This window comes from Pseudomonas sp. KH_046_2 (assembly GCF_057838985.1).
In genome coordinates, this window is sequence record NZ_CM174480.1 from 1,475,040 (window position 1) to 1,498,855 (window position 23,816).

A 23,816-nucleotide genomic window follows, 5' to 3' on the forward strand; every position below is an offset into this window, starting at 1 on the left:
AAGTCGATCAGTCAAGGTGAAAAAACTGTGGGAGCGAGCTTGCTCGCGATAGCGCCATGTCAGTCGACGACGATGTTGACTGTGCAATCGCCATCGCGAGTAAGCTCGCTCCCACAGATGTTTTCGCGCCAAAGGTGGAATAGTGCAGAACCTATTGGCCGATGTATCGTAGTGAACTGGTTGTCTGCCCAGATCACGACAACGCACCGACAGGAGAACGCAATGAGTTGGTCCGCCAAACAGTACGTCACTTTTGAAGATGAACGCACCCGCCCCGCCCGTGACCTGCTGGCGGCCGTCCCCGCCGGGGACGTGCGCTCGGCCATCGATATCGGTTGTGGGCCCGGCAACTCAACCGAGTTGCTGGTGGAGCGTTTTGCCAATGCCACAGTGCGTGGGCTGGACAGTTCCAGCGACATGATCAAAGCCGCTCGCAAGCGCTTGCCGCAAGTGCAGTTCGACATCGCCGACATCGACACCTGGAATGACAGTGGCCCGTTCGATGTGATTTTCGCCAACGCGGTGTTGCAGTGGGTGCCTGATCACGCGACTTTGCTACCGTCGCTGGTGAGCAAACTGGCTCCGGGTGGCAGCCTGGCCGTCCAGATGCCTGACAACCTGAATGAACACTCGCACCGCTTGATGCGTGAAGTCGCCGCTGATGGCCCATGGGTCGGCAAACTGGCAGGCGCCGCCGGGCAGAGGACCGAAATGGCCGATGCCAGCAGTTATTACTCGATACTCAAAGCCTGTTGCACCCGCGTCGATGTGTGGCGCACCACTTACCATCATCCGCTCGCGGGCGGTGCGTCTGGCGTGGTGGAGTGGTTCAAGGGCAGTGGCTTGCGGCCGTTTCTCGATCCGTTGGACGAGGCGGAACGGGCGCAGTATCTGAAGCAATATCAGACTGCTATCGAACGGGCGTATCCGGCAATGGCCGATGGTTCGGTGCTGCTGCCGTTTCCGCGACTGTTTATCGTTGCGACCCGCTGATGCAAAACAGGGACAGTTGATGAGCTTCAACTGTCCCCGTTTTACAGCTTGGAAAAATCATTGCGGCTTGTTCTTTTTTGAGCGTCGGGCGCTCAAGTACTCAAAGGTAAACGAGGCAAAGCCGAACAACCCGATCAATGAAATGATCATGATTCCCAACTCTGAATTGTGCATGTTGATCTCGGGGCGAAGGGTGAGCCGGGAGAATAAGGGATCAACTGCCGGGCTCAACGCAGCTCTACGGCTTCTTTACTCGCTTGCGGTGATCTATACGCAAAAGATATGAGCGTCTGGGTGGCGACGAGTAATTGCAACCTGTGGCGAGGGAGCTTGCTCCCGCTGGGTTGCGAAGCGACCCCGAAAAGGGACTGCTGCGCAGTCCAACGGGAGCAAGCTCCCTCGCCACTATCGCCCACGCTATCTCTTAACTGGCCGCGTTTGGCCGATGTGATGTCAGGACGGTTCTGCATCCATTCGTCGAGCGATTACATCCAGCACATCGCAACCGTCGCGCAATGGCACGCAGCAGAGCAATGCGAAGTCACTGAGTACAACTGAGTCAGAGGTCAGGTCGCCGCGCATTGCGAGGTTTTCAAGAAGCTGCGTCACGGCGCGAATTCTGTAGCTGGCGGTACTGAGCAGGGAGTGCAGGGGTTGAGTGGTGTTGACGTAGAGGGAGGGGAGGTCGTCGGCGTTGCTGGTTAAAGCCATGTATTCATTCATGAGTGATCACCATGTTGGAGGAGGACGCACCACTCAATCGTCGCCAAACAATAGGGTGGTAGCTGTACGCGGGTTGGCGAACCGGGCCATGGTAAAACCGGCAGACCCTAAGGTCTCCCACGCACAGCTACCAAAAAACAGGCAGCCAACTGCGTTCAAAAGCACTCCGAGAAACTCTCGGAGGCTTCTATACCACGGCATCGAGTCGCCAAACCCGATACGCCATTTGGGCGCGGTCGGACTATAGGTCTCATGACAAAGGCACAGCAATGCGCAAGTCTACGGACATTTCCCTGTGTCGTGTAGGACGTTGCTTTTTCTGGCGTTGATCTCCGTTGGGCCTTTAAAAGTGGGCCATTAACACTAGCGTTGGCAGGCGCATCACCAAATCCCGCGCACAAAAAAACCGGTCACCCGGACCGGCTTTCTCCTGAGCTGCAGATGTACGCTATCCAGTTCTACCGGAGATCACTCTTCACCGGCCCCCATCAATCGATCCTCAAACGCCGAACGCACTGCATCCACAACACGTTGCGCCATGCGCTCATCTTCAAGTATTGGGTACCCTTTTTTCAGCTTGCCGGAGACCTTCCAACCGTTTTCCTTGATCGAGCGGATGATGCGATTGGCATCCTGATCCGGCATCTCAAGCACTTCTTTGAGTTGTTCCTGCGCTCGCTGAAAGATCACCAGTACTCTGGCCTCATCTGCCATCTCCGTACGAATCGTATGTTCGACAACGCGTGCGGTGTAGAGAACGTGCTCGGTCAGGTCTGGGTACCGCCAGGCAAAGCTTGCGTCTACGTATTCATCGAAGTTGAAATTGCTAAGCGTTCCGTCCTCGTAGGTCACCAGTTCGCCAAACCGATAGGCTGCCGCGTAACGGCGCATGAACGGTCGTGAGAATACTTCAAGCGTACGATCGTAGCCGGCCCTGAAATCGATAGAACTGGTGATCGTGGCTGACACGGGCAGAATCACTCCGTCGGGCACTGCCTTGTCCCGGATCAAGGTGTCGTTGATCAGGAAGCGATGAATCCGGCCGTTGCCGTCACGCATGGGATGGATGTACACGAAGCCGAATGCAAGCACCGCGGCACGTGCCACTGACTCGGCACCACGCGTTGCGATCTCGAACTCGTTGAGGCCTTCCAGCAGCGGGGTAAGTTCTTCAAAGTGCGGGGCAATGTAATGCACGATGTCTTCGCGCATTGTGGCTTGTCCCACGAAGACAGGGGAGCGTCGCAAGCCTAGTCCGATGGCATCGTGGCCCAGAATGCCGGCTTGCAGGGATCGAAGGGTGTCGTTGCTCAATGGGGCATCTATATGGCCACAGTGCTGGGCAATGACATGCGCAAACCGCTGGATGCGATCGGCCTGGTCGGCTTCCTTTTCGATGAGAAAGCTCGCGCGCGATTCCTTGAACGTCAGCCAACTGGCCGTTCGCATCAGGATGTCGGAACCAAAGGCTTGATCCAACTCATCCAATGCCGCACGCAGATCGAATTGCAAGGCCTCCCGCACTGGCTCTGTACGACGAACCAAGGGGCAGAACTGGGGTGTCCCCGGCAGATTGTTATTGATTCGCCAACGCCGCGTTCGCAACGACTCGCGACGAGTCAGGTAATTTTGTGGTGAAAGTACATCAACATAGGCGCCATTGGTCACATCAGGCACCTCCAGACGTTCTCCTGTCAGCCATTCGTAGAGGAATCCTGTGCGACGGGCATACTGGCCAAAAGGCTCCCGTCGACACCAGTCTTCAACAGGCTGCGGGCCTATGGCCGCAAACAGGCGAGCAAAGAACTCGAGATGAATCTCTTCGTATTTGAGACCGAACTCGAAATGCCCTGCGAAATCGTCTGCAGGGCGGTAGCGTGGCGGATACCTGTTCTCCACCTTTCCTGCACTTTCACGGCTGACACGTACGGTGCCGATCATCGACTGTACGCGCAGAGGCTGTGCCAATGCGATGTTGTAACGGTTCACGAGGGTCTGGAAACCGACTTGCATTGACGAAATCCTTTATGGAGACAGGAAAAGCGTTAACAGAACTTCCATATTATGGCGAAACGATAATTTCGTGGGTGGAAAAATATTAATGCTGGATGAAATTTGATACTGAATTCGTATTTTTGGAGAAAAACGCTAATAGCTTTCAGAGTAGTCGCCACAACCGCGAAAGAAAGAATGTACTCATCGATCACCGGAAAGTGACCGACCAAGCTATCCACAAATCCGACGCCATCAAATTACGCCCACAAAAAAACCGGCCATCAAGGCCGGTTTTTTCTGTCTCTACATCCCCCGTCAAAACCACCCTGACGTGAGATCAAAATTCGATTGGAGCGGGTGAAGGGAATCGAACCCTCGTTATCAGCTTGGGAAGCTGGAGTAATGCCATTATACGACACCCGCTCAGAGCGGTGACTTTGTACCAGATACGGCCGCGGATTTGAAGTTTTTCTTTACGTGGAGCGGGTTTAACGCAGATGTGACAAAAAAGCCCGGACCGCATGACGGTCGATCGCGGGCAAGCCTCGCGCCTGCAGAATACGTTTAACGCAGCAGGGCGGGGCTTGCTCGCGATGACGCTACTTCAGCTTGCCAATGCATGGTGTTCCTGGACGTTGTGGTAACGCGGTCGGCTTTCGAGTTGCGCTGGTTTCAGGAAGCCCATCAGTGCGTTGCGGCTGTCTCGGCAGGCGGCCTTGTGTTCCATGTCGAGAAAGTGGCCGGTGGCCTGAATGGTACTGAACGTGCTGTGTTGCACGTGGCCGGCGAACAACCGGGCGTCGTCGGCGGCGGTGTACTCGTCCCATTCGCCGTTGAGGAACAGCACCGGCACGTCGATTTTCTTCGCCGCGTGCAGGTAGCACTGGCGGTCGCTGTGCAGCACGTCGCTGATGTGGAAGTGCATCTGCCCGTACTCATGTTCGGCCAGGGAGCTGACGTGGCGATAGTTGAAACGCTTGAACAACGACGGCAGGTGTTTGCCGATGGTGTCGTTCACCAGGTGTCCGACCCGGTCGCGGTCCAGGTTGCCGAGGTGTTCGACGCCGCGCTCGAGGTAGTCGAGCATGTGCGCATTGACCACCGGGGAGAACGAGCTGATCACGGCTTTTTCGATGCGCCGTGGCCGTTGCGACAACGCCATCATGGTCGCCGCACCGCCCCAGGAAAACGACAGCACGTGTTCGGCGGCGAAGTGGTCGATCAGCTCAAGAAGGATCTGCCCTTCGACTTCCTTGGTGAGCATTTTTTCATGCAGGTTGTGGGCTTTTGACCTGCCCGCGTAGGGCTGGTCGTAGCAGACGACGTTGAACTGCGGATGGAGGTTTTTCACGGTTTGTGCAAACGACGCAGTCGTGGCCATCGAGCCGTTGACCAAGATAATGGTCTTCTCTGCGGCGTCTGCGCGATAGAACTCCGTGTAAACCCGATACTGACCCTGTATATCCAGCACAGCGATTTCTGGCCTCATGTCATAAGACTCCTGGCAAGCGGGTATGCGCGCAAATGAGATTGCACGAGCTTTGTGACAGGTAGGCATACGCCTGGAATTTGAGAGGCCCATGTCGATCCATTGCAGTCCGGTCGACGGGTATTGTTATTGGCGGGCAGTCTGCCGGATGAGGCCGGAACCCAAGGGTTCCTACCGGCAAAAAGTTTCTTAGAAGTATGTGGTGACTCGTCGGTCACATTTCGGCCGACGTCCTGATTCAAGCAGGGGTCACGTCATCGCGCAAGTGCCGTTGGTAAATTGTTCGACAACTTTCTGCTCGGCGGTCGCCTGCTTAGATCAATCCGATCTCTTCATCGCTCAGTGGGCGGTATTCGCCCGGTTTCAACGCGTCGTCGAGCACCAGCGGTCCCATGCGTTCGCGGTGCAGACGCATCACCTTGTTGTTGAAGTGGCCGAACATGCGCTTGACCTGGTGATAGCGGCCTTCGACGATGCTCAGACGCGCGGATTTTGGCCCGAGCAGCTCTAGCCCGGCCGGTTGAGTGGTGAGGTCTTCGAAGGCGAAGTACAGCCCCTGGCTGAACGTGATCGCGTATTCGGGGCCGATGTCCTGCTCGGTTTCGACGTAATAGACCTTGGGCAGTTTGGTCTGCGGTTGGGTCAGGCGCCGCGACCAGCTGCCGTCGTTGGTGATCAGCATCAGGCCGGTTGTATTGAAATCCAGGCGTCCGGCGATGTGCAGTTCGTCCTTGTCCGGTTCATCGATCAAATCGAGCACGGTCGGGTGCTGCGGATCCCGGGTGGCGCTGACGCAGCCGGCGGGCTTGTGCAACATGAAGTGGCGCAGGGGTTTACCGACTTGCAGCACCTCGTTGTCGACTTCGACGCGGCTGAATTCACGGACTTCGCTGTGCGGGTCACTGACGATTTTTCCGTCAACCCTGATGCGTTTTTCCACCAGCAACAGGCGCACCTGCTTACGGTTGAAGCACGGCAGGTTGCTGAGGAAACGGTCGACACGCATGACTTAAGGATCGGTAAAGAAAGGGGCGCGCATCTTACTTGATCGCCCCGGACGCTGCTTGCAACTGCGCCTCGACCTCCGCGCAGCGCGGGCACAGGCAGGAGGCGTCGCGCAGTTGCGCCGGCAGCGCCTGGAGCACGGCCGGGTCGATGCTGACGCCGTAGCACCAGCAGGCGCGGTCAGCGGTTCGCGGATCGGCCAGGGTGCAGTCGTTGGGTGCACCGCAGGCGGGGCAGAGGTCAGGCTGGTTCATAGCTGGAGTGAGACATTTCCACGCAGGTTCGGTTACGGCCACTTTGCTTGGCCCGATACATCGCATGATCCGCCCGTGACAGCAGGCTGTGCAAGGTGTCATCGGGCTGCAGGGTGGTGAGACCGATGCTCACCGTCAGCGGCAACTCGGTGTTGACGATGTTGTCGCGGATCGAGGCCCGGGAGGCGTAGTAACTGAGGAAGGAGGTGGCGAGGAAACCTGCGCCCAGCAACGCGACCAGCGTGAGCACCAACGAACGTTGAGAGTACAGCGGCGAGCGAAGCGGCATGGCAGTTCCATTGGCAGTCATCCGATGGTCGCATTCTAATGGCACTGCCGGGAAATAACTGCTCTATGTGTGCCGCGAATGGTCGTTCACACATATCGCGAAGGCGTCATCGCGAGCGAGGCCGCAATGTGATGCAACCTGTCCGCCGCTGATCAGACGGTGGGTGCAACGTCGCACTTGGCAGGGGATTGCCAGTCAAAACAGGTGTAAGTCGGTGTGTGCCGGCTGCTGCTACAGGTCTTTACGGAGGCCGCCATGTTGCGTCGATTATTGTTAGGTGCAGTGCTTGGTCTTGGATTGTCTGGCTGCTACTACTACGCCGGTCCTGCCGACGTATACGGGGGACCTTATTACTACCCCGGCTACTACTCGCCCTATTACTACGGCTACTACGGTCCACGTTACTACGGTGGTTATCGCTCCTATTACTACGGTGGGCATGGTTACTACCGTGGCCACGGCGGCGGACATCATGGCGGTGGACATCGCGGTGGCCATCGTTGATCAGGACGTGAATGGATGAAAAACCTTTCATCGGCCAGATGTTTCCATGTGTTTCGGGGACGCACCAGATTCCGAATTCGGTGTCTGATGTTTCGACAGTCACCGAACATTTGACTGTCGCCTGCCAGCGTCGCTGGTGTGGCTTACCCGCGGTCCAGGAGGCCGCCATGCTCTGTCGAATTCTTCTGCTAGCTGTGTTGGGATTATCCCTTGGTGGGTGCGTGCCTTATTACGATGAAGGAGGCAGTTACTACAGTTCCGAGGTCTATACCTCGCCATCGCCAACCTATTACGCCGGGGGGAGTTCCTACTACTCCAATGGTGGCGGTTACTACACACCGCCGCCCCGGTACTACGTGCCGCCAGCGCGGTATTACCAGCCGACACCGCGCTATTACTCACAGCCGCGGATCTATCACCCGTCGCGCTATTACTCGCAGCCGCGGATGTATCAACCCTCGCGCCATTACCAGTCGGCCCCTCGTTACTATCAGCCGTCGCGGGGTGACTACCGCATGCATCAGAACCATGGTTGGGACGGCCGTAACCGCGGGAACTGGAACAACGACTATCGCGGTCACGACGGGCGCGGCTATCGCAACGGGCGGGGTAATCACCGCTAATCATTAAACTGAATACAAAACCTGTGGGAGCGAGCCTGCTCGCGAAGGCGGTGTGTCAGACAGCAATAACGTCGACTGACACGCCCTCATCGCGAGCAGGCTCGCTCCCACATTTTTTATGCCCGGACTTCAGTATTCGGACAAATCCGCCAACGGATGCCGACCTTCCCACGCCTTGTGAAAGTGCGCCTCTACCACCGCATCCGGCACGTTGTTGATGTCCGGCCAGTGCCAGTGCGGCTTCTGGTCCTTGTCGATCAGCCGGGCTCGTACGCCTTCGCTGAATTCCGGATGACGACAGCAGTTGAGGCTCAGGGTGTATTCCATCTGGAACACTTCGGCCAGCGACAGGTGCCGGGCACGGATGATCTGTTCCCACACCAGATGAGCGGTCAGTGGCGCGCCTTCGCTCAGGGTCCTGGCTGCACGGCTCAGCAATAGGTCGGTGTGATCGCGCAAGGCGCTGATGGCCTTCCAGGCGCAACGTACGTCGCTGACGTCCAGCAGTTCGTCGATCTGCTGTCGGCGCGGCAGCCACTGGGCTTCGGGTATCTGCGCCACGGCTTCCTGCTGCAAGGCTTTGAGCAGGCTGTTGAGCTGCATCGGTGTCTGTTCCTGCCAGTTCAATTGCAACAGGCCTTCGATCAATTGCGGCTGCTGCTCATCGAGCAGGAAGCGATCGGCCAGGTCCAGGTCGATGGCATCGCGGCCGTTCATGTGCGCACCGCTCAGGCCCAGGAACAACCCGAGCTTGCCGGGCAGGCGCGACAGAAACCAACTGGCGCCAACGTCCGGGTACAGGCCGATGCTGATCTCCGGCATGGCCAACCGGCTGCTCGGCGTAACGATGCGGATGCCTGCCCCTTGCAACAGTCCCATGCCACCGCCGAGCACATAGCCATGGCCCCAGCAGATCAGCGGTTTCGGGTAGGTATGAAGTTTGAAGTCCAGGCGATATTCCGCGGCAAAAAACTGCGCAGCCAGTGGCGGTACTTCGCCCGGATGGACGCGACAGGCTTCCACCAGGCTGCGCACTTCGCCGCCGGCGCAAAAGGCCTTGGCGCCGTTGCCGCGCAACAGGACGCAGACGATCTGCGGGTCCTTGGCCCAGGCTTCCAGGCGGTCGCGCAGGGCGTTGATCATCGGCAGGGACAGGGCGTTCAGGGATTTTTCGGCATCCAGGCTGGCGATGCCGATGCGCGCGCCGTCGGTGCCGGTGAGTTCTTCGAAGTGCAGATTCATCGTGACCTCGATCGGGAATTTGAGGGTTAAGTATGATCGCTGTGTGGGAAAGTGCCGGATCTGCATCAGATCAATTGACAAGCGTGATGCGCTTTCCTAGGGTTCGCCCCATTGTTTTTGCCGGATGTAACCATGACTGCTGACGACCGTATCAAACTCGAACCGGGCTGGAAGGAGGCACTGCGTGCCGAATTCGACCAGCCCTACATGGCAGAGTTGCGAAACTTCCTGCAACAGGAGCGGGCGGCCGGCAAGGAGATCTATCCGCCGGGGCCGATGATTTTCAATGCGCTCAATTCCACGCCGCTGGACAGGGTCAAGGTGGTGATCCTCGGCCAGGACCCTTATCACGGCCCGGGCCAGGCCCATGGCTTGTGCTTCTCGGTGCAACCGGGCGTGCCAGCGCCACCGTCGCTGGTGAACATTTACAAAGAACTCAAGCGCGACCTGAACATCGACATCCCCAACCATGGCTACCTGCAGAGCTGGGCCGATCAGGGGGTGCTGATGCTCAACACCACCATGACCGTCGAGCGCGCCAACGCCAATGCGCACAAGGACAAGGGCTGGCAGTTTTTCACCGATCGGGTCATTGAAGTGGTCAGCCAACAGCAACCGCACCTGGTGTTCATGCTGTGGGGCGCCCATGCCCAGAGCAAACAGAAACTGATCGATGCCACCAAACATCTGGTGCTGACCTCGGTGCACCCGTCACCGCTGTCGGCCTATCGCGGCTTCCTCGGTTGCGGGCACTTCAGCCGCACCAACAAGTTTCTGGAACAGAATGGCGAGACGCCGATCGAGTGGCGTCTTCCATCTGTTTGAAAAAAGCATCGCGAGCAGGCTCACTCCTACATTGAAATGCGTTCCCTGTAGGAGTGAGCCTGCTCGCGATGAAGTCGACTCGGTCTTTACTCTGGATCGCGGTTCCAATACTTGAACAACGGCTCCGCCAGAAACAGCACAAACAACAGCCGCATCACCTGCATCGCTGTCACCAGCGGCACCGACAGTTGCAGGGTTTCCGCCGTCAGGCTCATCTCGGCAATACCGCCCGGCATCATGCCCAAGGTCAGTGAACGCAGATCCAGATGGGTCAGCGCACTCAAACCCAATGCCGCCGCTGTGGCGATCAGCATGGTCAACACCGTGCCGATCAAGGTGCGCCCCATGAACGATGGCGCACGCCGGAAAAACTGCCGGTTGAAGTGACAGCCCAGACCGCTACCGATCAACCATTGGCCGATCTGGCTACCGCCGTTGGGCAAGCCGATGTGCAGATCCCAGCCGATGCTGACTGCCGCGCTGACCAGCAACGGCCCGAACAGCCAGGGGTTGGGTTGACGCAGGCGTTCCCAGATCCAGGCCGCCAACGCGCCAGCGGGAAACAACACCGCCAGCCAGCGCCAATCGATGCTGCCGACGTGGGAAATCGGCGCACCGTCGCCCAACAAATACTTGAAGGCTGCTGGTACGCACAGTACGACCACCAACACCCGCAAACTCTGCCCCGCCGCCACGCGGCTGAGCACCGCACCATTGCGGGCGCCGAGGTTGACCATCTCCCCGGAACCACCGGGCATGCTGGAAAAGAACGCGGTGGCGCGATCTTCACCGGTGCGGCGCATCAGCCACACGCCGACGACCGCCGACAGGCTGGTGACCAACGCACCGAAGAAGATCAGTCCGAAATGACTCAGCACCTGCTCCATCACCAGCGGGGTGAAGTGCAGGCCGATACCGATGCCGACGATCCACTGGCCGCATTTGCGCCCGCCAGGGATTTCGGCCAATTGCCAGGGTGTCAGGCAGCGCACGAGGATGATCGCCAGCAACGAGCCGACCATCCACGGCAAAGGCCAGCCGACCTGGCTGGCGAGGTAACCGCCCAGCAGGCCGACCAGCGGGGTTCCCCACCAGAGTTTGAAGGGGGACCGATCAGACATCGGCGATAACGCGTTGCGCCACTGAACGTTTACGCCAGATGCGCACAATCGGCACCAGCAACATGACCACGATCAACCCCCAGACTCCGACGGTGATGCCGCTCGACCAGAGAATATCCAGCGAACCGTTGGAAATCGACAGCGCCCGACGCAGATTCTGCTCCATCAAGCCACCGAGGATGAAACCCAGCAAAACCGGCGACAACGGGAAGTCCAGCTTGCGCAGGATGTAGCCGAAGATGCCGATGCCGATCATCAGGAACAGGTCGAAGGTCGTGGCATGCACCGCGTACACGCCAATGGCGGTGATGATCGCGATCATCGGCACCAGCGCCCAGTTCGGCACGGCAAGGATTTTGGTGAAGATGCGGATCATCGGAATATTCAGGATCACCAGCATGATGTTGGCGATGAACAACGATGCAATCAGGCCCCAGACGATGTCCGGTTGCTGTTGAAACAGCAGTGGGCCTGGCGTGATGTTGTACAGAGACAGCGCGCCGATCATCACTGCCGTGGTGCCCGAGCCGGGAACGCCGAGGGTCAGCATCGGTACCAGTGCACCGCAAGCTTCTGCGCCAATGGCGGTTTCCGGGGCGGCCAGGCCACGTTTGTCACCTTGTCCGAATTTTCCGCTTGGGCCAGCGATGCGTTTCTCGGTCATGTAGGCCACGGCACTGGCCAGCGTTGCGCCGGCACCCGGCAGTACGCCCATGATGAAGCCGAGCACACCGCAACGCATGTTCACCCAAAATACCGATGCGGCTTCCTTGAAGTTGAACATCATCCGGCCGGTGGCCTGGAAGGCTTCCTGGCCACGGTGGGTTTTTTCCAGCAGCAATAGAATTTCGCTGATGGAGAACAGGCCCAGTACCAACACCACAAACTGAATGCCGTCGGTGAGGTGGATGTTGTCCCCGGTGAACCGGTACACACCGCTGTTGGCATCAATGCCGACGGTCGACAGGAACAGCCCGATCAACGCCGCGATGAATGTCTTCAGCGGTCGATCCCCGGCCATGCCGCCGAGGCAGACAATCGCAAATACCATCAACACGAAGTATTCCGCGGGACCGAAGGCAATCGCCCATTTCGCCAGTATCGGCGCAAACACCACCATCCCGCAGGTGGCAATGAAAGCGCCGATGAATGAACTCCACGCCGACAGCGACAACGCTACACCGGCCAGCCCCTGACGGGCCATCGGATAGCCGTCGAGGGTGGTCATGACGGTCGAAGCTTCGCCCGGGATGTTCAGCAGAATCGAACTGATCCGCCCGCCATATTCGCAACCCAGGTAAACCGCGGCCAAGAGGATCAAGGCCGACTCCGGTGGCAAGCCCAACGCGAAGGCGATCGGGATCAACAACGCCACGCCGTTGATCGGGCCCAGTCCCGGCAGCAGGCCGACCACCGTACCGATCAGCGTGCCGCTGAGTGCAGTCACGAGGTTGTAAGGGGTTAGCGCGACACCGAAGCCGTGACTCAAGTAACCAAGCGTATCCATATCAGTTCTCCAGAACGTCGAGCAGGCCCAGTGGCAGTGGCACGTCCATGACTTTGTCGAACAGCAGGTACAGACCGACGCTCATCAGGCTGATGATGATCGCGCCCGGCAGCCAGCGCCCGCCGTACAGGCGAGCCAGAGGAATGCCAACCAACATGCTGCTGAGGATGAAACCCAGCGGTTCGAACAGCCCGGCGAAGACCAGCAGCAACAGCACGCAGATACCAATCTTGGTCAGGGTCTCGCGATCCATCGGCGGATCTTCGTCGGTGTGTTTGATCGGCGAGGGGCGATACACCATGTAAACCAGTGCCAGGCCCATCAGTCCCAGCATCAACAGGGGGAACGCGCGCGGGCCGATCGGTTCGTAGGAAAAAGGTGCCTGGTAGGGCAAGGCCATCAGCACCAGGCTGAGACAGGCCAGCAACAGCACCGAAGCAAAAATGCGTTGTAAGAGCATGGGGGAACTCCTGTGCCGCGACTCCGCCAAACGGAGCCGCGGCCGCTAGACAGAGGCGATCACTGGATCAGGCCGAACTCTTTGGCCAGCACTTTGTAGTCCGCAACCTGCTTCTTCACGTAGGTGTCCAGCTCCGGGCCGGTCATGGCGAACGGGAAGAGCTCGCGCTGATCGCGCAACTTGGCGAAGTCTTCGGAAGCCAGCAGCTTGTCGAAGGCCGCTTTCCACCAGGCATAGTCTTCATCGCTGACTTTTGGCCCAAGGTAGAAACCACGGACCACTGGCCAGACGATGTCATAGCCTTGCTCGCGGGCGGTCGGAATGTCCTTCATTTCCGGCTCGTCCAGACGCTTGTCGGAGAACACAGCCAGCAGGCGCATGTCGCCGCTCTGGATGTGTGGCATGGAGTCGGAAATGTCGGTGCTGCCAACCTGGATGTGGCCGCCGAGCAGGGCGGTGGCAATTTCGCCGCCACCTTCGAGGGCAACGTAACGCAGGTCACGGGGGTTGATCCCGGCGGCCTTGGCGATCAGCGCGGTTTGCATCCAGTCCTGGCTGCCGACGGTGCCGCCGGAACCGATCACCACTTTGCTCGGATCTTTCTTCAGTGCCTGCACGAGGTCGTCGAGGGTCTTGTAGGGCGAATCGCTCTTCACCGCGATGGCGCCGTAGCTGGTGCCGACGGCAGCGAGCCAGCGCACGTTGGTTTCATCGAAACGACCGAACTTGCCTTGGGCCAGGTTCAGCAGCGAACCGCTGGACCAGGCCACCAGGGTGCCGGCATCGGCCGGACGCTGGGCGACCACCGCGTTGTACGCCACCGCGCCGACACCGCCGGGCATGTAGGTCACGCGCATCGGTTTGGTCAGCAGTTTTTCATTGATCAGCGCACTTTGCGCCAGTTTGCAGGTCAGGTCGAAACCACCGCCGGGCGAGGCCGGGGCGATGCATTCCGGGCGTTTGGGTTCGGCAAGCGCTTGGCCGGTGAACAGCAGGACGCTGGCGGCGAGGGCTAGTTTACGCATTGACAGGTTCATTCAAGTCTCCTTGGGAGTTGTTGTTATTGACGCACTGAATTACCAAAGGGCAACGCTATAGCTCACCAGCAGACGCACTTCATCGGCATCGCGAGCAGAGTAGTTGGAACGGTAGGTGGCATTGCGCAGGCGCACGGCGACATCCTTGAGCGCGCCGCTTTGTACAACATATTTAATCTCGGAGTTGCGTTCCCATTCCTTGCCTTCGTCACCGCTCTTGAGCTTGATGTTGTCACCGCTCACGTAACGGCTCATGAAGGTCAGGCCGGGGATGCCGAGGGTGACGAAGTCGAAGTCATAACGCGCTTGCCAGGAGCGCTCTTCGGCGCCGGCAAAGTCGTTGATCTGCACGAAGTTCACCAGGTACGGGTCGGCGCCATCCACATACGGGAACGCGCTGTCGCCGGACATGTGCTGGTAGCCCGCGCTGAGCTTGTGTCCGCTCAAGGCGTAACTCACCAGGCCGTTGAGGGACTTGTTGTCGATCGGACCGCCACGGGCCTCGCCCTGGTCGTCACTGATGGCAAACCGCAGGTCGGTGCCAAAGGTGCCGGGGCCGAATGGCTGCGAGGCGATCAAACCGAGGAAATGCTGGTTGTAGACTTCATCGAGTTGCGCGAAGTGGTAGCTGCCGGTGATCTTGTCGGTGAACTTGTAGTCCAGGCCGCCAAAATCAAAGTGCTTACCGGCCACGGTGCCAGCGAAACGGCCGTTCTTGTTGTTGAGGGCAATGTCCTCGAAGTCGGTGCTGTCACGGTCCTTGGCTTTATCCAGACGCCCGCCGGTGAAGGTCAGGTTCTTGATCTCTTTGGAGGTCAGCATGCCGCCCTCGAAGGTCTGCGGCAGGATGCGCCCGTCATTGGGCTTGAGGATCGGCAGTTCCGGAATCAGGGTGCCGATCTTCAACTCGCTGGCGGAGATTTTCATTTTGCCGGTCAGGCCGAGCTTGGAGTATTCGTCCACGGCGCGCCCATCGTCGGTCGGCAGCAGGCCGGTACCGGTACGGTCCGGGCTTGAATCGAGCTTGACCCCCAACATGCCCAGCGCATCGACACCGAACCCCACGGTGCCATCGGTGTAGCCTGATTTCAGATTGAGCATGAACCCCTGGGCCCACTCGTCACGCTTGGACTGTTGGGCACTGGTGCCATCGCGAAAATCGCGATTGAAGTACATGTTGCGGGTTTCGAAAGTGGCCGAGCTGTCTTCGAAGAATGCGGCCTGGCTCAACGGTGAAAAGCCGGCAAGGGCGGCAGCGCTGGCAAGCGCAGTGTGGCTGAAACGGGAGAGGCGGGCAGGCGCGATAGCCTGGGTCTGCAGGGACTGCATGGATGACTTACTCCGTTTATTGTTCTTATTTGTCGAAAACGCTTCGAGGCGTTTTTCGTATCGCTGTGTGGCTGCAGCGACGGCAGTCGAAACTGTCCGTGGCTGGACTGTAACGGGCTAACCTTTCGCTAACCTTTCAGCTGACTTTCACGGTTTTCGGGCTTCACAGCGGCGGTTGCGGCTGTAAACTTCGCGCCAGAGAATGGCGTCGACCATCCCGGAATGAGGTAAAGATCCATGCGTGTCCTGCTCGTCGAAGACCATTTGCAGCTCGCCGAAAGTGTCGCCCAGGCGCTCAAGAGCACCGGGCTGACCGTGGACGTTCTGCACGATGGCGTGGCAGCCGACCTGGCGCTGGGCAGCGAGGAATACGCCATGGCGATCCTCGACGTCGGCTTGCCGCGCATGGATGGTTTCGAAGTGCTGGCGCGATTGCGGGCGCGGGGCAAGAACCTGCCGGTGCTGATGCTGACCGCCCGCAGCGACGTCAAGGACCGGGTCCACGGCCTGAACCTCGGCGCCGACGACTACCTGGCCAAACCGTTCGAACTGACCGAGCTCGAAGCCCGGGTCAAAGCCTTGTTGCGCCGCAGCGTGCTGGGCGGTGAGCGCATTCAGCGTTGCGGTGTGCTGGCCTACGACCTGGAAACCCGGCGTTTCACCCTCGGCGAAGAATTGCTGACCCTGACTTCCCGCGAGCAAGCCGTACTTGAAGCCCTGATCGCGCGCCCCGGTCGGGTGATGAGCAAGGAGCAATTGGCGTCGCAAGTGTTCGGTCTCGATGAAGAGGCTAGCCCCGATGCGATCGAAATCTATGTGCACCGCCTGCGCAAGAAGCTCGACGGCCAGCCGGTCGCCATCGTGACCTTCCGCGGCCTCGGTTACTTGCTGGAAAGCCGCGATGCATAAGCCCAGCAGCCTGCGCTGGCGGTTGCTGTGGAATCTGGCGCTGTTGTTGGTGGTGTTGATGCTGGCCAGTGGGTTGAGCGCCTACTGGAACGGGCGCGAAGCCGCCGACACGGCCTATGACCGGACCCTGCTGGCCTCGGCGCGAACCATCGCCGCCGGCGTCTCCCAGCGCGACGGCACCCTGAGTGCCGACGTGCCGTACGTGGCCCTCGATACGTTTGCCTACGACAGTGCCGGGCGAATTTTCTACCTGGTCAACGACATCAATCAGAAGCTGATTTCCGGTTACGAAAACCTGCCGGCGCCACCACCGGGAACGCCGCGCACCGATGACTATCCGGCGCTGGCACGTTTCTACAACGCCCAGTACCGCGGGCAGAACGTGCGCGTGGTAAGCCTGCTCAAACCCGTGAGCGAGCCGAACATGAACGGCATGGCGGAAATTCGCGTGGCGGAAACTGATGAAGCGCGGGTGAGCATGGCCCGCAGTCTGGCGACAGATACTTTGCTGCGCCTGGGCATGCTGGCGGGTGGGGCCTTGATGTTGGTGTGGTTTGCGGTGAGTGCCGCGTTGCGCCCGCTGGAACGCTTGCGCACGGCAGTAGAAGAACGCCAGCCGGACGATCTGCGCCCCTTGCCGTTGGTGGAAGTGCAGCGCGAATTGTGGCCGCTGGTGCGCGCACTCAATCACTTTACCGAGCGCTTGCGCGGGCAGTTCGAGAAGCAGGCGCAATTCATCGCCGATGCCGCCCACGAGCTGCGCACGCCATTGGCGGCACTCAAGGCGCGCCTGGAACTGGGCATGCGCTCGGCCGAGCCCGACACCTGGCGCAGCACGCTGGAGACTGCCGCCCAGGGCACGGATCGCTTGACCCATCTGGCCAATCAGTTGCTTTCCCTGGCACGGGTCGAAAATGGCGCCCGGGCGATTGCCGAAGGCGGCGCGCAGTTGCTGGACCTGAGTCAGCTGGCCCGGGAACTGGGCATGGCCATGGCGCCGTTGGCCCACAAGCGTGGTATCGCGCTGGCACTGGAAGCGGATGAGCCGGTCTGGCTGCGGGGCGAGCCGACGCTATTGAACGAACTTTTGAGCAATCTGGTGGATAACGCACTGGCCCACACGCCGCCGGGTGGCAACGTGATTCTGCGCGTCTCGGCGCCCGCCGTGCTGGAAGTCGAAGATGATGGCCCCGGCATACCGCTTGAAGAACGCGATCGGGTATTCGAGCGTTTTTACCGGCGCAATCAGCAAGTGGCCGGCTCCGGATTGGGTCTGGCGATTGTCGGTGAGATCTGCCGCGCGCATCTGGCGCAGATCAGCCTGCACGATGGTGAGCACGCAGGGTTGAAGGTGCGGGTGAGTTTTGTCTCCGGGGAGTAACACAACATTTGTGGCGAGGGGGCTTGCCCCCGTTGGGCTGCGAAGCTGCCCCAAAACCTGCGACCGTGTAAGCCAGGCACACCGCATAGTCAGGATTTACGACTGCTGCGCAGCCGAACGGGGGCAAGCCCCCTCGCCACAATGATCAGTAAAACATCGTGCGTGTTTCTTCCAGATCGGCGCACATCGCCTTGTCGTCAAAGTCGATTCCGAGTGCCTTGTAGGCCGGTGCATTCAACGCATCGGCACGGGCGAGCGGGTGATCGGTGTCCTGCAGGCAATACAGGCTGGCCACCTGCACCAGATCCACATAGTCGACCTGCGCAGACTGGCGCTTGAAGTTCAGGTATAGCCGCGGCACTTGCACCAGCATGTCGGGAAATTCCCAGACCTTGAGCAGTTTTTCGCCGATCAGCGGATGAATCTGGTCGATCACGTGGTTGAGGCTGACCGGGTCGGACAGCAGCTCATAGTGATCTTCGGCGTAGGTCAGAATCGGCAGCACGCCGATCTGGTGCACCAGCCCGCCAAGGGCCGCCTGATCGGGCTTGAGTCGGGTGTAGCGGCGACACAAGGCGTAGCTGACGCCGGCGATTTCCAGGCTTTTACGCCAGACATCGCGCATCTTCTGTTCCACCACGTCGGAGCGGGCATGGAAAATCTGCTCCATGACCAGGCCGATCGCCAGGTTACAGCTGTAGTTGATGCCCAGGCGGGTGATCGCGGTATGCAGGTCGGTCACTTCCTGGGCCGCGCGCAACAACGGGCTGTTGACCACTTTGATCAGGCGTGCCGACAGCGCGGTATCGCGGCCGATCACTTTGCTCAGGGTACTGACGCTGACTTCCGGGTTTTCCGCGGCCTTGCGAATCTGCAGGGCCACTTCCGGTAATGTTGGCAGAACCAGGTCATCGTTATTGATGGCCTCAACCAAATCCTGTTGGACCTTTTCCGCCAGCTTGCTCATTTAGTCTCTCTAGGTGTCGCGCCAGGTGCTGCCGTTATTGCTGGATTTCGCGGTCGCGATCCAGTTCATAAGGCAGGTCGAGCAGCTGCAAGGACGGCCCTTCGAGCGCGCCCAGGTGGAGGTCTCCACTATCTGCTGCTTCGGCTTGCAACACCGCCAGGAGTTCAATGTTCTGTCCGGCGCGGGCAGCCAGCACCACTTCGCCGATGGAGCTGCCGTGGGTCGGGGAAAACAGCGGGGTACCCGGTTCAGGCAGTTCGCCGGCAGCCAGTTGCAGGCGATACAGGCGGCGCTTGAGTTTGCCCAGGTACTGCATCCGCGCGACGATTTCCTGCCCGGTGTAGCAACCTTTCTTGAAACTCACGCCACCGATCGCTTGCAGGTTGAGCATCTGCGGGATGAACAACTCGCGGGTGCCGGGCATGACCTGGCCGATCCCTGCGCGGACCTGGCCCAGCAGCCATTGATTCAGATCGCCTTCGCTCAGTACCGCTGAAAGCTTGCCTTTGACCGCATCGGCCTGACCGGCGGCGACCCACAGTTCGGCACGTTCAGGCGAGATACGGATGGCGATCAGCCCGTCGTTGCGCACGACGCTGTCGGTTTCTGCCGGCAGGTCCAGGCCGAGGCTGACCAGTGCGGCGTCGCCATGGTCAACGCCGAAGCGGACCCAGGCGGCACTTTCGTCGGTCAGTTTCGACTTGGAAAACACAGCGTATTTTTTCAGGTCCGCCAGTTGCGGTTCGAGCAATTCGGTGGCCATGGCCAGGACCACGCCGTCCCCTTCGAGCAGGATGCGGAAACTCGATTGCATCCGGCCTTTTTGCGTGCAACGGGCACCGAGGCTGGCCCGGGAATCGCTCAGGTAGTTGAGGTTGCAGGTCAGTTGGCCTTGCAGGAATTTGCTGGCGTCCGCGCCGCGGACCGCGAGAACACCTTCATGAGAAAGGGTGCAGAAAAAAGCAGAATCGGCCATGGGTCATCGCAGGGTAAATAGTCTGGAGGACATCATAAGGGGCCTCCTTCGAAATGGGTAGTTAACAAAGGCTCGGCGGTGCCCGACCAAAGCCGTCTGTTCGACGGGGCGCGGGCCTGTATACTTGCGGCCTATTTGAGGAGCGCTCCATGGTCGAAGATGTTGAACTGAACCGCCTCTACTGGCACAGCCGCCGCGGCATGCTTGAGCTTGACGTGTTGCTGGTGCCGTTTGTGAAAGAGGTTTATCGGCACCTCAACGAGGTTGATCGCGCCTGCTACGTCAGGTTGCTCGAATGCGAAGATCAGGACATGTTCGGCTGGTTCATGGAACGCAGCGAATCGGAAGATCCTGAGCTGCAACGCATGGTTCGCATGATCCTGGATCGTGTCCAGCCCAAGTAATGGCTTCGAATGCCGCTGGCATGCCTCACGGCAGTTGCTGGCGGCGTATCTTCTGGCCCAGCTGTTCGCGTTGGGTTCTTTGTTTTTACTGTCGGTTCCGGTCTGGGCCAGCTCGCTCGGCGTCGTGTTGTGCGTGGTTCATGGAGCCTGGGTGTTACCCCGGCAAATCCTGCTGACCCACCCGCAGGCCTTTTGCGGCTTGCGGCGCGATGCCGATGGCTGGCAGTTGTGGAGTCGGGCCAGGGGTTGGCAACCCGTGCAACTGAGGCCGGACAGTCTGGCGCTGCCATTGGTGGTGGTACTGCGTTTTCGATTGCGCGGCGAGCGTCGGGTCAGGGCCATTTGCGTGCCCCGGGATGCGCAGGCGGCGGATGTGCACCGACGCCTGCGGGTCCGGCTCAAATTCAGCCGACGTAGGTGGGCGGCACCAGAATAGTGTCCAGCGCGACCGGCAGCATGTCCGGGTAGTCGAGGGTGTAATGCAGGCCACGGCTTTCCTTGCGCTCCATGGCTGACAGAATCATCAACTCGGCCACTTGGGCCAGGTTGCGCAGCTCGATCAAGTCCCGGCTGACCTTGTAGTTGCTGTAGAACTCGTCGATTTCATCCAGCAACAATTGCACGCGGTGTTGCGCCCGTTGCAAGCGCTTGTTGGTGCGCACGATGCCGACGTAGTCCCACATGAATCGCCGTAGTTCATCCCAGTTGTGCGCAATGATCACGTCTTCATCGGAATCGGTGACCTGGCTCGCATCCCAGACGGGAAGGGGGGCCGGCATCGGCACCCGGGGCAGCTGTTCAAGAATGTCTGCCGCCGCCGAGCGGGCATAGACGAAACATTCCAGCAGCGAGTTGCTGGCCATGCGGTTGGCGCCGTGCAGGCCGGTGAAACTGGTTTCGCCAATGGCGTACAGTCCCTGCACATCGGTACGACCCTGTTGATCGACCATCACGCCACCGCAGGTATAGTGCGCCGCCGGGACCACCGGAATCGGTTGTTTGGTGATGTCGATGGAGAACTCCAGGCAGCGTTCGTACATCGTTGGGAAGTGCGACTTGATGAAGGCTTCAGGCTTGTGGCTGATGTCCAGGTAGACGCAGTCGATGCCCAGGCGCTTCATTTCATGGTCGATGGCCCGGGCGACGATGTCCCGTGGCGCCAGCTCGGCCCGTGGATCGAAACGCTGCATGAAGCGCTCACCGTTCGGCAGCTTGAGGTGGGCACCTTCGCCTCGCAGGGCTTCGGTGATCAGGAAACTCTTGGCTTGCGGGTGATACAGGCAAGTGGGGTGGAACTGGTTGAATTCCAGGTTCGCCACCCGGCAGCCCGAGCGCCAGGCCATGGCAATACCATCGCCGCAGGCGCCGTCAGGGTTGCTGGTGTAGAGGTAAACCTTGGCCGCACCACCGGAGGCGAGGATCACAAAGCGGGCGCCGTAGGTGTCGACTTCGCCGGTGCCGCGATTGAGCACATAGGCACCGAGGCAACGATCACCTTCGAGTCCCAGGCGTTTCTCGGTGATCAGGTCAACCGCAACCCGCTGTTCCAGCAGTTCGATGTTCGGTCGTTTCCGGGCCTGGTCGAGCAGGGTGGTGAAAATGGCAGCGCCGGTGGCATCGGCGGCGTGGATGATGCGCCGATGGCTGTGACCGCCTTCGCGGGTGAGGTGGAACTCGAACCCGCCATCTTCGTTGCTCGACTGTTCATCGCGGGTAAAAGGCACGCCTTGGTCGATCAGCCATTGAATCGCTTCCCTGCTGTGCTCGACGGTGAAGCGCACGGCGTCCTCATGGCACAGGCCGCCGCCGGCATTGAGGGTGTCATCGACATGGGATTCAACGGTATCGGTGTCATCAAGCACGGCCGCAACGCCGCCCTGGGCCCAGAAAGTCGAGCCATTGGCGAGGTTGCCCTTGCTCAGAACGGCAATGCGCAAATGACCGGGCAAGGTCAGCGCAAGGCTCAAGCCGGCAGCGCCGCTGCCAATTACCAGAACATCGTGTTGAAACTGTTGGCTCATTTCAGGATTCCGCTCAAAGCGACCCGGGACGGGGGTGGCGCAGCTGGACTGGCGAGTCAGGCAGCCGCACAGCCCACTAGTATATAGAGGGGGGGAGCGGCACAATACCCGAGCCAGCATGGCATTGTGAAACTACTGTGACGCAAAATGTCGGTCGCTTCGTCGGATGTTTTTCTGCTCGTTGGGCGCGAGAATGACTGTATCGCCGATGTAACAGTCATTTTCCCTTCACGGTTGCACAATGTCGGGTTTGCACAGCTATAAATATTTGGAACTTTTGCCAAAGGGCCAAGATCAATAGAAGGTTGCCTGAAACAACAAGGGACAGTGTCGGTTTCAGTACGGGATTGCAGTTCGATCCTTGCTGAAAAAACCGATGACAAGATTATCCGCGCAGCCGGGTCAACTCGTGCTGCGCTTTTCGTGCGTGCCAAATCAGAGCCCGCAGGAAACTTGCCTGGAGGGGGAGAACTTTTGCGAAAAGCCCGAGTCTATGTTTGCAAGTCTGGTGGTTTACTTCTGCAAGCCTCCTCCGAGCTCATCGAGGAGTGTTCATGCTAACCCAGGAAGAGGATCAGCAACTGGTCGAACGCGTTCAGCGCGGCGACAAGCGTGCTTTCGATCTGCTAGTGCTGAAATACCAGCACAAAATTCTCGGGTTGATCGTGCGTTTCGTGCACGACACCCATGAAGCCCAGGATGTGGCACAAGAAGCCTTTATCAAGGCATACCGTGCACTTGGAAATTTTCGCGGAGACAGCGCGTTTTATACGTGGCTTTACCGCATCGCCATCAACACGGCGAAAAACTATCTGGTTTCACGCGGCCGTCGGCCGCCGGATAGCGATGTCAGTTCCGAGGATGCAGAGTTCTACGATGGCGATCATGGCCTCAAGGATCTCGAGTCGCCAGAGCGGGCCTTGCTGCGGGATGAGATCGAAGGCACCGTCCATCGAACCATTCAGCAACTGCCGGAAGACTTACGTACGGCTTTAACTTTACGTGAGTTTGATGGTCTGAGTTACGAGGACATTGCGAGCGTCATGCAATGTCCGGTAGGCACCGTGCGCTCCCGGATCTTCCGCGCCCGGGAGGCCATCGACAAAGCCCTGCAGCCGTTGTTGCAGGAAAACTAAAGACAGCGGCGACAGCCAAGAGAGGAACGCCATGAGTCGTGAAGCCCTGCAGGAATCGCTGTCCGCAGTGATGGATAACGAAGCGGACGAATTGGAATTGCGTCGGGTATTGAATGCCTGTGACGATGTTGAAACCCGTGATACCTGGGCTCGTTATCAGATCGCTCGGGCAGTGATGCACAAGGATCTGCTGCTTCCACGCCTGGACATCGCGGCGGCTGTTTCTGCTGCCCTGGCTGACGAAGCCGTACCGGCAAAAGCCTCCCGTGGTCCATGGCGCAGCCTGGGTCGTCTGGCGGTCGCTGCCTCGGTGACCCTGGCGGTGCTGGCCGGTGTGCGTCTGTACAACCAGGATGAGATCGCCGGTGTCGAACTGGCCCAGCAATCCAGTCAACCAGGACTGGCCGCTCCTCAAGTAAAAGGCCCAGCCGTTCTGGCAGGCTACAATGAGAGTTCGGATGCTACCGGCCCAATGGCCAACGGCGTATTGCAAGGTCAGCCAGGCTGGCACGATCAGCGTCTGCCAGGTTACTTGCGCCAACACGCACAACAGGCTGCACTGAAAGGCACTGAGAGCGCTCTGCCATACGCTCGTGCCGCAAGCCTGGAAAACCGTTAAGGAGGAT

The 23,816-nt window shown here is 59.4% G+C and carries 26 protein-coding genes and 1 tRNA gene; 11 read left to right on the forward strand and 16 right to left on the reverse strand.

Annotated elements, in window-relative coordinates:
* Positions 1-222: 222 nt before the first annotated feature.
* A complete protein-coding gene (tam, locus tag AC3IX1_RS06680) occupies positions 223-993 on the forward strand; it encodes a trans-aconitate 2-methyltransferase (RefSeq protein ID WP_489387585.1) in 771 nt (256 codons plus the stop codon).
* Positions 994-1,012: 19 nt separating this feature from the next.
* On the forward strand, positions 1,013-1,279 hold the full coding sequence (locus AC3IX1_RS06685; protein WP_489387586.1) for a hypothetical protein: 267 nt from the start codon (positions 1,013-1,015) through the stop codon (positions 1,277-1,279).
* Positions 1,280-1,446: 167 nt separating this feature from the next.
* On the opposite strand, the gene AC3IX1_RS06690 is transcribed toward AC3IX1_RS06685, so the two are convergent.
* The 7 genes from AC3IX1_RS06690 to AC3IX1_RS06720 all read right to left on the reverse strand — a co-directional run bounded on the left by AC3IX1_RS06690 (position 1,447) and on the right by AC3IX1_RS06720 (position 6,748).
* Complete coding sequence (locus tag AC3IX1_RS06690; RefSeq protein ID WP_095945127.1) at positions 1,447-1,716, reverse strand: short-chain dehydrogenase; 270 nt, start codon at positions 1,714-1,716, stop codon at positions 1,447-1,449.
* 468 nt (positions 1,717-2,184) lie between these two features.
* Complete coding sequence (locus AC3IX1_RS06695; protein WP_489387587.1) at positions 2,185-3,729, reverse strand: Fic family protein; 1,545 nt, start codon at positions 3,727-3,729, stop codon at positions 2,185-2,187.
* 331 nt (positions 3,730-4,060) lie between these two features.
* Positions 4,061-4,134: transfer RNA gene (locus AC3IX1_RS06700), tRNA-Gly, on the reverse strand.
* A gap of 181 nt (positions 4,135-4,315) precedes the next feature.
* Positions 4,316-5,200, reverse strand: a complete 885-nt coding sequence (locus AC3IX1_RS06705) for an alpha/beta fold hydrolase (RefSeq protein ID WP_489387588.1) — start codon at positions 5,198-5,200, stop codon at positions 4,316-4,318.
* Positions 5,201-5,513: 313 nt separating this feature from the next.
* Positions 5,514-6,206, reverse strand: a complete 693-nt coding sequence (locus tag AC3IX1_RS06710; protein ID WP_489387589.1) for a pseudouridine synthase — start codon at positions 6,204-6,206, stop codon at positions 5,514-5,516.
* A 34-nt stretch (positions 6,207-6,240) separates the two neighbouring features.
* On the reverse strand, positions 6,241-6,459 hold the full coding sequence (locus AC3IX1_RS06715; protein WP_489387590.1) for a cysteine-rich CWC family protein: 219 nt from the start codon (positions 6,457-6,459) through the stop codon (positions 6,241-6,243).
* Positions 6,446-6,748, reverse strand: coding sequence for a diguanylate cyclase domain-containing protein (locus tag AC3IX1_RS06720; RefSeq protein ID WP_489387591.1), 303 nt, complete (start codon positions 6,746-6,748; stop codon positions 6,446-6,448). Before AC3IX1_RS06720 ends, AC3IX1_RS06715 begins: the two co-directional genes overlap by 14 nt.
* A 255-nt stretch (positions 6,749-7,003) precedes the next feature.
* On the opposite strand from AC3IX1_RS06720, the gene AC3IX1_RS06725 reads away from it, so the two are divergent.
* A complete protein-coding gene (locus AC3IX1_RS06725; RefSeq protein ID WP_150727543.1) occupies positions 7,004-7,252 on the forward strand; it encodes a hypothetical protein in 249 nt (82 codons plus the stop codon).
* Positions 7,253-7,419: 167 nt separating this feature from the next.
* The gene (locus AC3IX1_RS06730) at positions 7,420-7,875 is read left to right on the forward strand and encodes a hypothetical protein (RefSeq protein WP_489387592.1); all 456 of its coding nucleotides are present in this window, start codon (positions 7,420-7,422) and stop codon (positions 7,873-7,875) included.
* 129 nt (positions 7,876-8,004) lie between these two features.
* Here the strand turns inward: AC3IX1_RS06730 and AC3IX1_RS06735 are convergent, their stop codons facing one another.
* A complete protein-coding gene (locus tag AC3IX1_RS06735) occupies positions 8,005-9,117 on the reverse strand; it encodes an enoyl-CoA hydratase/isomerase family protein (RefSeq protein WP_489387593.1) in 1,113 nt (370 codons plus the stop codon).
* Between the two features lie 132 nt (positions 9,118-9,249).
* On the opposite strand from AC3IX1_RS06735, the gene ung reads away from it, so the two are divergent.
* Entirely contained in the window at positions 9,250-9,942 is a 693-nt protein-coding gene (ung, locus tag AC3IX1_RS06740) for a uracil-DNA glycosylase (protein WP_489387594.1), read from the forward strand.
* 86 nt (positions 9,943-10,028) lie between these two features.
* Here ung and AC3IX1_RS06745 read toward each other — a convergent pair whose 3' ends face one another.
* From AC3IX1_RS06745 to AC3IX1_RS06765, 5 genes are read right to left on the reverse strand one after another with little or no spacing between them, the layout of a single operon-like run.
* On the reverse strand, positions 10,029-11,063 hold the full coding sequence (locus AC3IX1_RS06745) for an AbrB family transcriptional regulator (protein WP_489387595.1): 1,035 nt from the start codon (positions 11,061-11,063) through the stop codon (positions 10,029-10,031).
* Positions 11,056-12,570 carry a tripartite tricarboxylate transporter permease gene (locus AC3IX1_RS06750; RefSeq protein ID WP_489318720.1) on the reverse strand — a complete coding sequence of 505 codons (1,515 nt, stop codon included), beginning with the start codon at positions 12,568-12,570 and terminating at the stop codon, positions 11,056-11,058. The genes AC3IX1_RS06745 and AC3IX1_RS06750 overlap by 8 nt, the downstream gene beginning before the upstream one ends.
* A 1-nt stretch (position 12,571) precedes the next feature.
* Entirely contained in the window at positions 12,572-13,030 is a 459-nt protein-coding gene (locus AC3IX1_RS06755; RefSeq protein ID WP_489387596.1) for a tripartite tricarboxylate transporter TctB family protein, read from the reverse strand.
* Between the two features lie 59 nt (positions 13,031-13,089).
* Positions 13,090-14,067 (reverse strand): Bug family tripartite tricarboxylate transporter substrate binding protein, encoded by a 978-nt coding sequence (locus AC3IX1_RS06760; RefSeq protein WP_489387597.1) that lies wholly within the window; start codon positions 14,065-14,067, stop codon positions 13,090-13,092.
* 39 nt (positions 14,068-14,106) lie between these two features.
* Complete coding sequence (locus AC3IX1_RS06765) at positions 14,107-15,396, reverse strand: OprD family porin (protein ID WP_489387598.1); 1,290 nt, start codon at positions 15,394-15,396, stop codon at positions 14,107-14,109.
* A gap of 237 nt (positions 15,397-15,633) precedes the next feature.
* Here AC3IX1_RS06765 and AC3IX1_RS06770 point away from each other — a divergent pair, with 237 nt between their 5' ends.
* Together AC3IX1_RS06770 and AC3IX1_RS06775 are read left to right on the forward strand one after the other, a co-directional pair.
* On the forward strand, positions 15,634-16,305 hold the full coding sequence (locus AC3IX1_RS06770) for a response regulator (RefSeq protein WP_007979804.1): 672 nt from the start codon (positions 15,634-15,636) through the stop codon (positions 16,303-16,305).
* Positions 16,298-17,686, forward strand: a complete 1,389-nt coding sequence (locus AC3IX1_RS06775; protein WP_489387599.1) for a sensor histidine kinase N-terminal domain-containing protein — start codon at positions 16,298-16,300, stop codon at positions 17,684-17,686. Before AC3IX1_RS06770 ends, AC3IX1_RS06775 begins: the two co-directional genes overlap by 8 nt.
* Positions 17,687-17,831: 145 nt before the next feature.
* Here AC3IX1_RS06775 and AC3IX1_RS06780 read toward each other — a convergent pair whose 3' ends face one another.
* Positions 17,832-18,653, reverse strand: a complete 822-nt coding sequence (locus AC3IX1_RS06780; protein WP_489387600.1) for an HDOD domain-containing protein — start codon at positions 18,651-18,653, stop codon at positions 17,832-17,834.
* A 34-nt stretch (positions 18,654-18,687) separates the two neighbouring features.
* Complete coding sequence (ygfZ, locus tag AC3IX1_RS06785; RefSeq protein WP_489387601.1) at positions 18,688-19,629, reverse strand: CAF17-like 4Fe-4S cluster assembly/insertion protein YgfZ; 942 nt, start codon at positions 19,627-19,629, stop codon at positions 18,688-18,690.
* Between the two features lie 149 nt (positions 19,630-19,778).
* On the opposite strand from ygfZ, the gene AC3IX1_RS06790 reads away from it, so the two are divergent.
* Positions 19,779-20,033 (forward strand): FAD assembly factor SdhE, encoded by a 255-nt coding sequence (locus AC3IX1_RS06790; RefSeq protein ID WP_057716026.1) that lies wholly within the window; start codon positions 19,779-19,781, stop codon positions 20,031-20,033.
* Positions 20,017-20,469, forward strand: a complete 453-nt coding sequence (locus tag AC3IX1_RS06795; protein WP_489387602.1) for a protein YgfX — start codon at positions 20,017-20,019, stop codon at positions 20,467-20,469. The genes AC3IX1_RS06790 and AC3IX1_RS06795 overlap by 17 nt, the downstream gene beginning before the upstream one ends.
* Here AC3IX1_RS06795 and nadB read toward each other — a convergent pair.
* The gene (gene nadB, locus AC3IX1_RS06800; RefSeq protein ID WP_489387603.1) at positions 20,438-22,054 is read right to left on the reverse strand and encodes an L-aspartate oxidase; all 1,617 of its coding nucleotides are present in this window, start codon (positions 22,052-22,054) and stop codon (positions 20,438-20,440) included. The genes AC3IX1_RS06795 and nadB overlap by 32 nt on opposite strands.
* 554 nt (positions 22,055-22,608) lie before the next feature.
* On the opposite strand from nadB, the gene rpoE reads away from it, so the two are divergent.
* On the forward strand, positions 22,609-23,190 hold the full coding sequence (gene rpoE / locus AC3IX1_RS06805; RefSeq protein ID WP_003172477.1) for an RNA polymerase sigma factor RpoE/AlgU: 582 nt from the start codon (positions 22,609-22,611) through the stop codon (positions 23,188-23,190).
* Between the two features lie 31 nt (positions 23,191-23,221).
* Positions 23,222-23,809, forward strand: a complete 588-nt coding sequence (locus tag AC3IX1_RS06810) for a sigma-E factor negative regulatory protein (RefSeq protein WP_489318728.1) — start codon at positions 23,222-23,224, stop codon at positions 23,807-23,809.
* The last annotated feature ends 7 nt before the right edge of the window (positions 23,810-23,816 follow it).

Coding starts and splice junctions, on each gene's coding strand:
- tam (WP_489387585.1), top strand. CDS start 223: ATGAGTTGGTCCGCCAAACAGTACGTCACTTTTGAAGATGAACGCACC.
- AC3IX1_RS06685 (WP_489387586.1), top strand. CDS start 1,013: ATGAGCTTCAACTGTCCCCGTTTTACAGCTTGGAAAAATCATTGCGGC.
- AC3IX1_RS06690 (WP_095945127.1), bottom strand. CDS start 1,716: ATGAATGAATACATGGCTTTAACCAGCAACGCCGACGACCTCCCCTCC.
- AC3IX1_RS06695 (WP_489387587.1), bottom strand. CDS start 3,729: ATGCAAGTCGGTTTCCAGACCCTCGTGAACCGTTACAACATCGCATTG.
- AC3IX1_RS06705 (WP_489387588.1), bottom strand. CDS start 5,200: ATGAGGCCAGAAATCGCTGTGCTGGATATACAGGGTCAGTATCGGGTT.
- AC3IX1_RS06710 (WP_489387589.1), bottom strand. CDS start 6,206: ATGCGTGTCGACCGTTTCCTCAGCAACCTGCCGTGCTTCAACCGTAAG.
- AC3IX1_RS06715 (WP_489387590.1), bottom strand. CDS start 6,459: ATGAACCAGCCTGACCTCTGCCCCGCCTGCGGTGCACCCAACGACTGC.
- AC3IX1_RS06720 (WP_489387591.1), bottom strand. CDS start 6,748: ATGCCGCTTCGCTCGCCGCTGTACTCTCAACGTTCGTTGGTGCTCACG.
- AC3IX1_RS06725 (WP_150727543.1), top strand. CDS start 7,004: ATGTTGCGTCGATTATTGTTAGGTGCAGTGCTTGGTCTTGGATTGTCT.
- AC3IX1_RS06730 (WP_489387592.1), top strand. CDS start 7,420: ATGCTCTGTCGAATTCTTCTGCTAGCTGTGTTGGGATTATCCCTTGGT.
- AC3IX1_RS06735 (WP_489387593.1), bottom strand. CDS start 9,117: ATGAATCTGCACTTCGAAGAACTCACCGGCACCGACGGCGCGCGCATC.
- ung (WP_489387594.1), top strand. CDS start 9,250: ATGACTGCTGACGACCGTATCAAACTCGAACCGGGCTGGAAGGAGGCA.
- AC3IX1_RS06745 (WP_489387595.1), bottom strand. CDS start 11,063: ATGTCTGATCGGTCCCCCTTCAAACTCTGGTGGGGAACCCCGCTGGTC.
- AC3IX1_RS06750 (WP_489318720.1), bottom strand. CDS start 12,570: ATGGATACGCTTGGTTACTTGAGTCACGGCTTCGGTGTCGCGCTAACC.
- AC3IX1_RS06755 (WP_489387596.1), bottom strand. CDS start 13,030: ATGCTCTTACAACGCATTTTTGCTTCGGTGCTGTTGCTGGCCTGTCTC.
- AC3IX1_RS06760 (WP_489387597.1), bottom strand. CDS start 14,067: ATGAACCTGTCAATGCGTAAACTAGCCCTCGCCGCCAGCGTCCTGCTG.
- AC3IX1_RS06765 (WP_489387598.1), bottom strand. CDS start 15,396: ATGCAGTCCCTGCAGACCCAGGCTATCGCGCCTGCCCGCCTCTCCCGT.
- AC3IX1_RS06770 (WP_007979804.1), top strand. CDS start 15,634: ATGCGTGTCCTGCTCGTCGAAGACCATTTGCAGCTCGCCGAAAGTGTC.
- AC3IX1_RS06775 (WP_489387599.1), top strand. CDS start 16,298: ATGCATAAGCCCAGCAGCCTGCGCTGGCGGTTGCTGTGGAATCTGGCG.
- AC3IX1_RS06780 (WP_489387600.1), bottom strand. CDS start 18,653: ATGAGCAAGCTGGCGGAAAAGGTCCAACAGGATTTGGTTGAGGCCATC.
- ygfZ (WP_489387601.1), bottom strand. CDS start 19,629: ATGGCCGATTCTGCTTTTTTCTGCACCCTTTCTCATGAAGGTGTTCTC.
- AC3IX1_RS06790 (WP_057716026.1), top strand. CDS start 19,779: ATGGTCGAAGATGTTGAACTGAACCGCCTCTACTGGCACAGCCGCCGC.
- nadB (WP_489387603.1), bottom strand. CDS start 22,054: ATGAGCCAACAGTTTCAACACGATGTTCTGGTAATTGGCAGCGGCGCT.
- rpoE (WP_003172477.1), top strand. CDS start 22,609: ATGCTAACCCAGGAAGAGGATCAGCAACTGGTCGAACGCGTTCAGCGC.
- AC3IX1_RS06810 (WP_489318728.1), top strand. CDS start 23,222: ATGAGTCGTGAAGCCCTGCAGGAATCGCTGTCCGCAGTGATGGATAAC.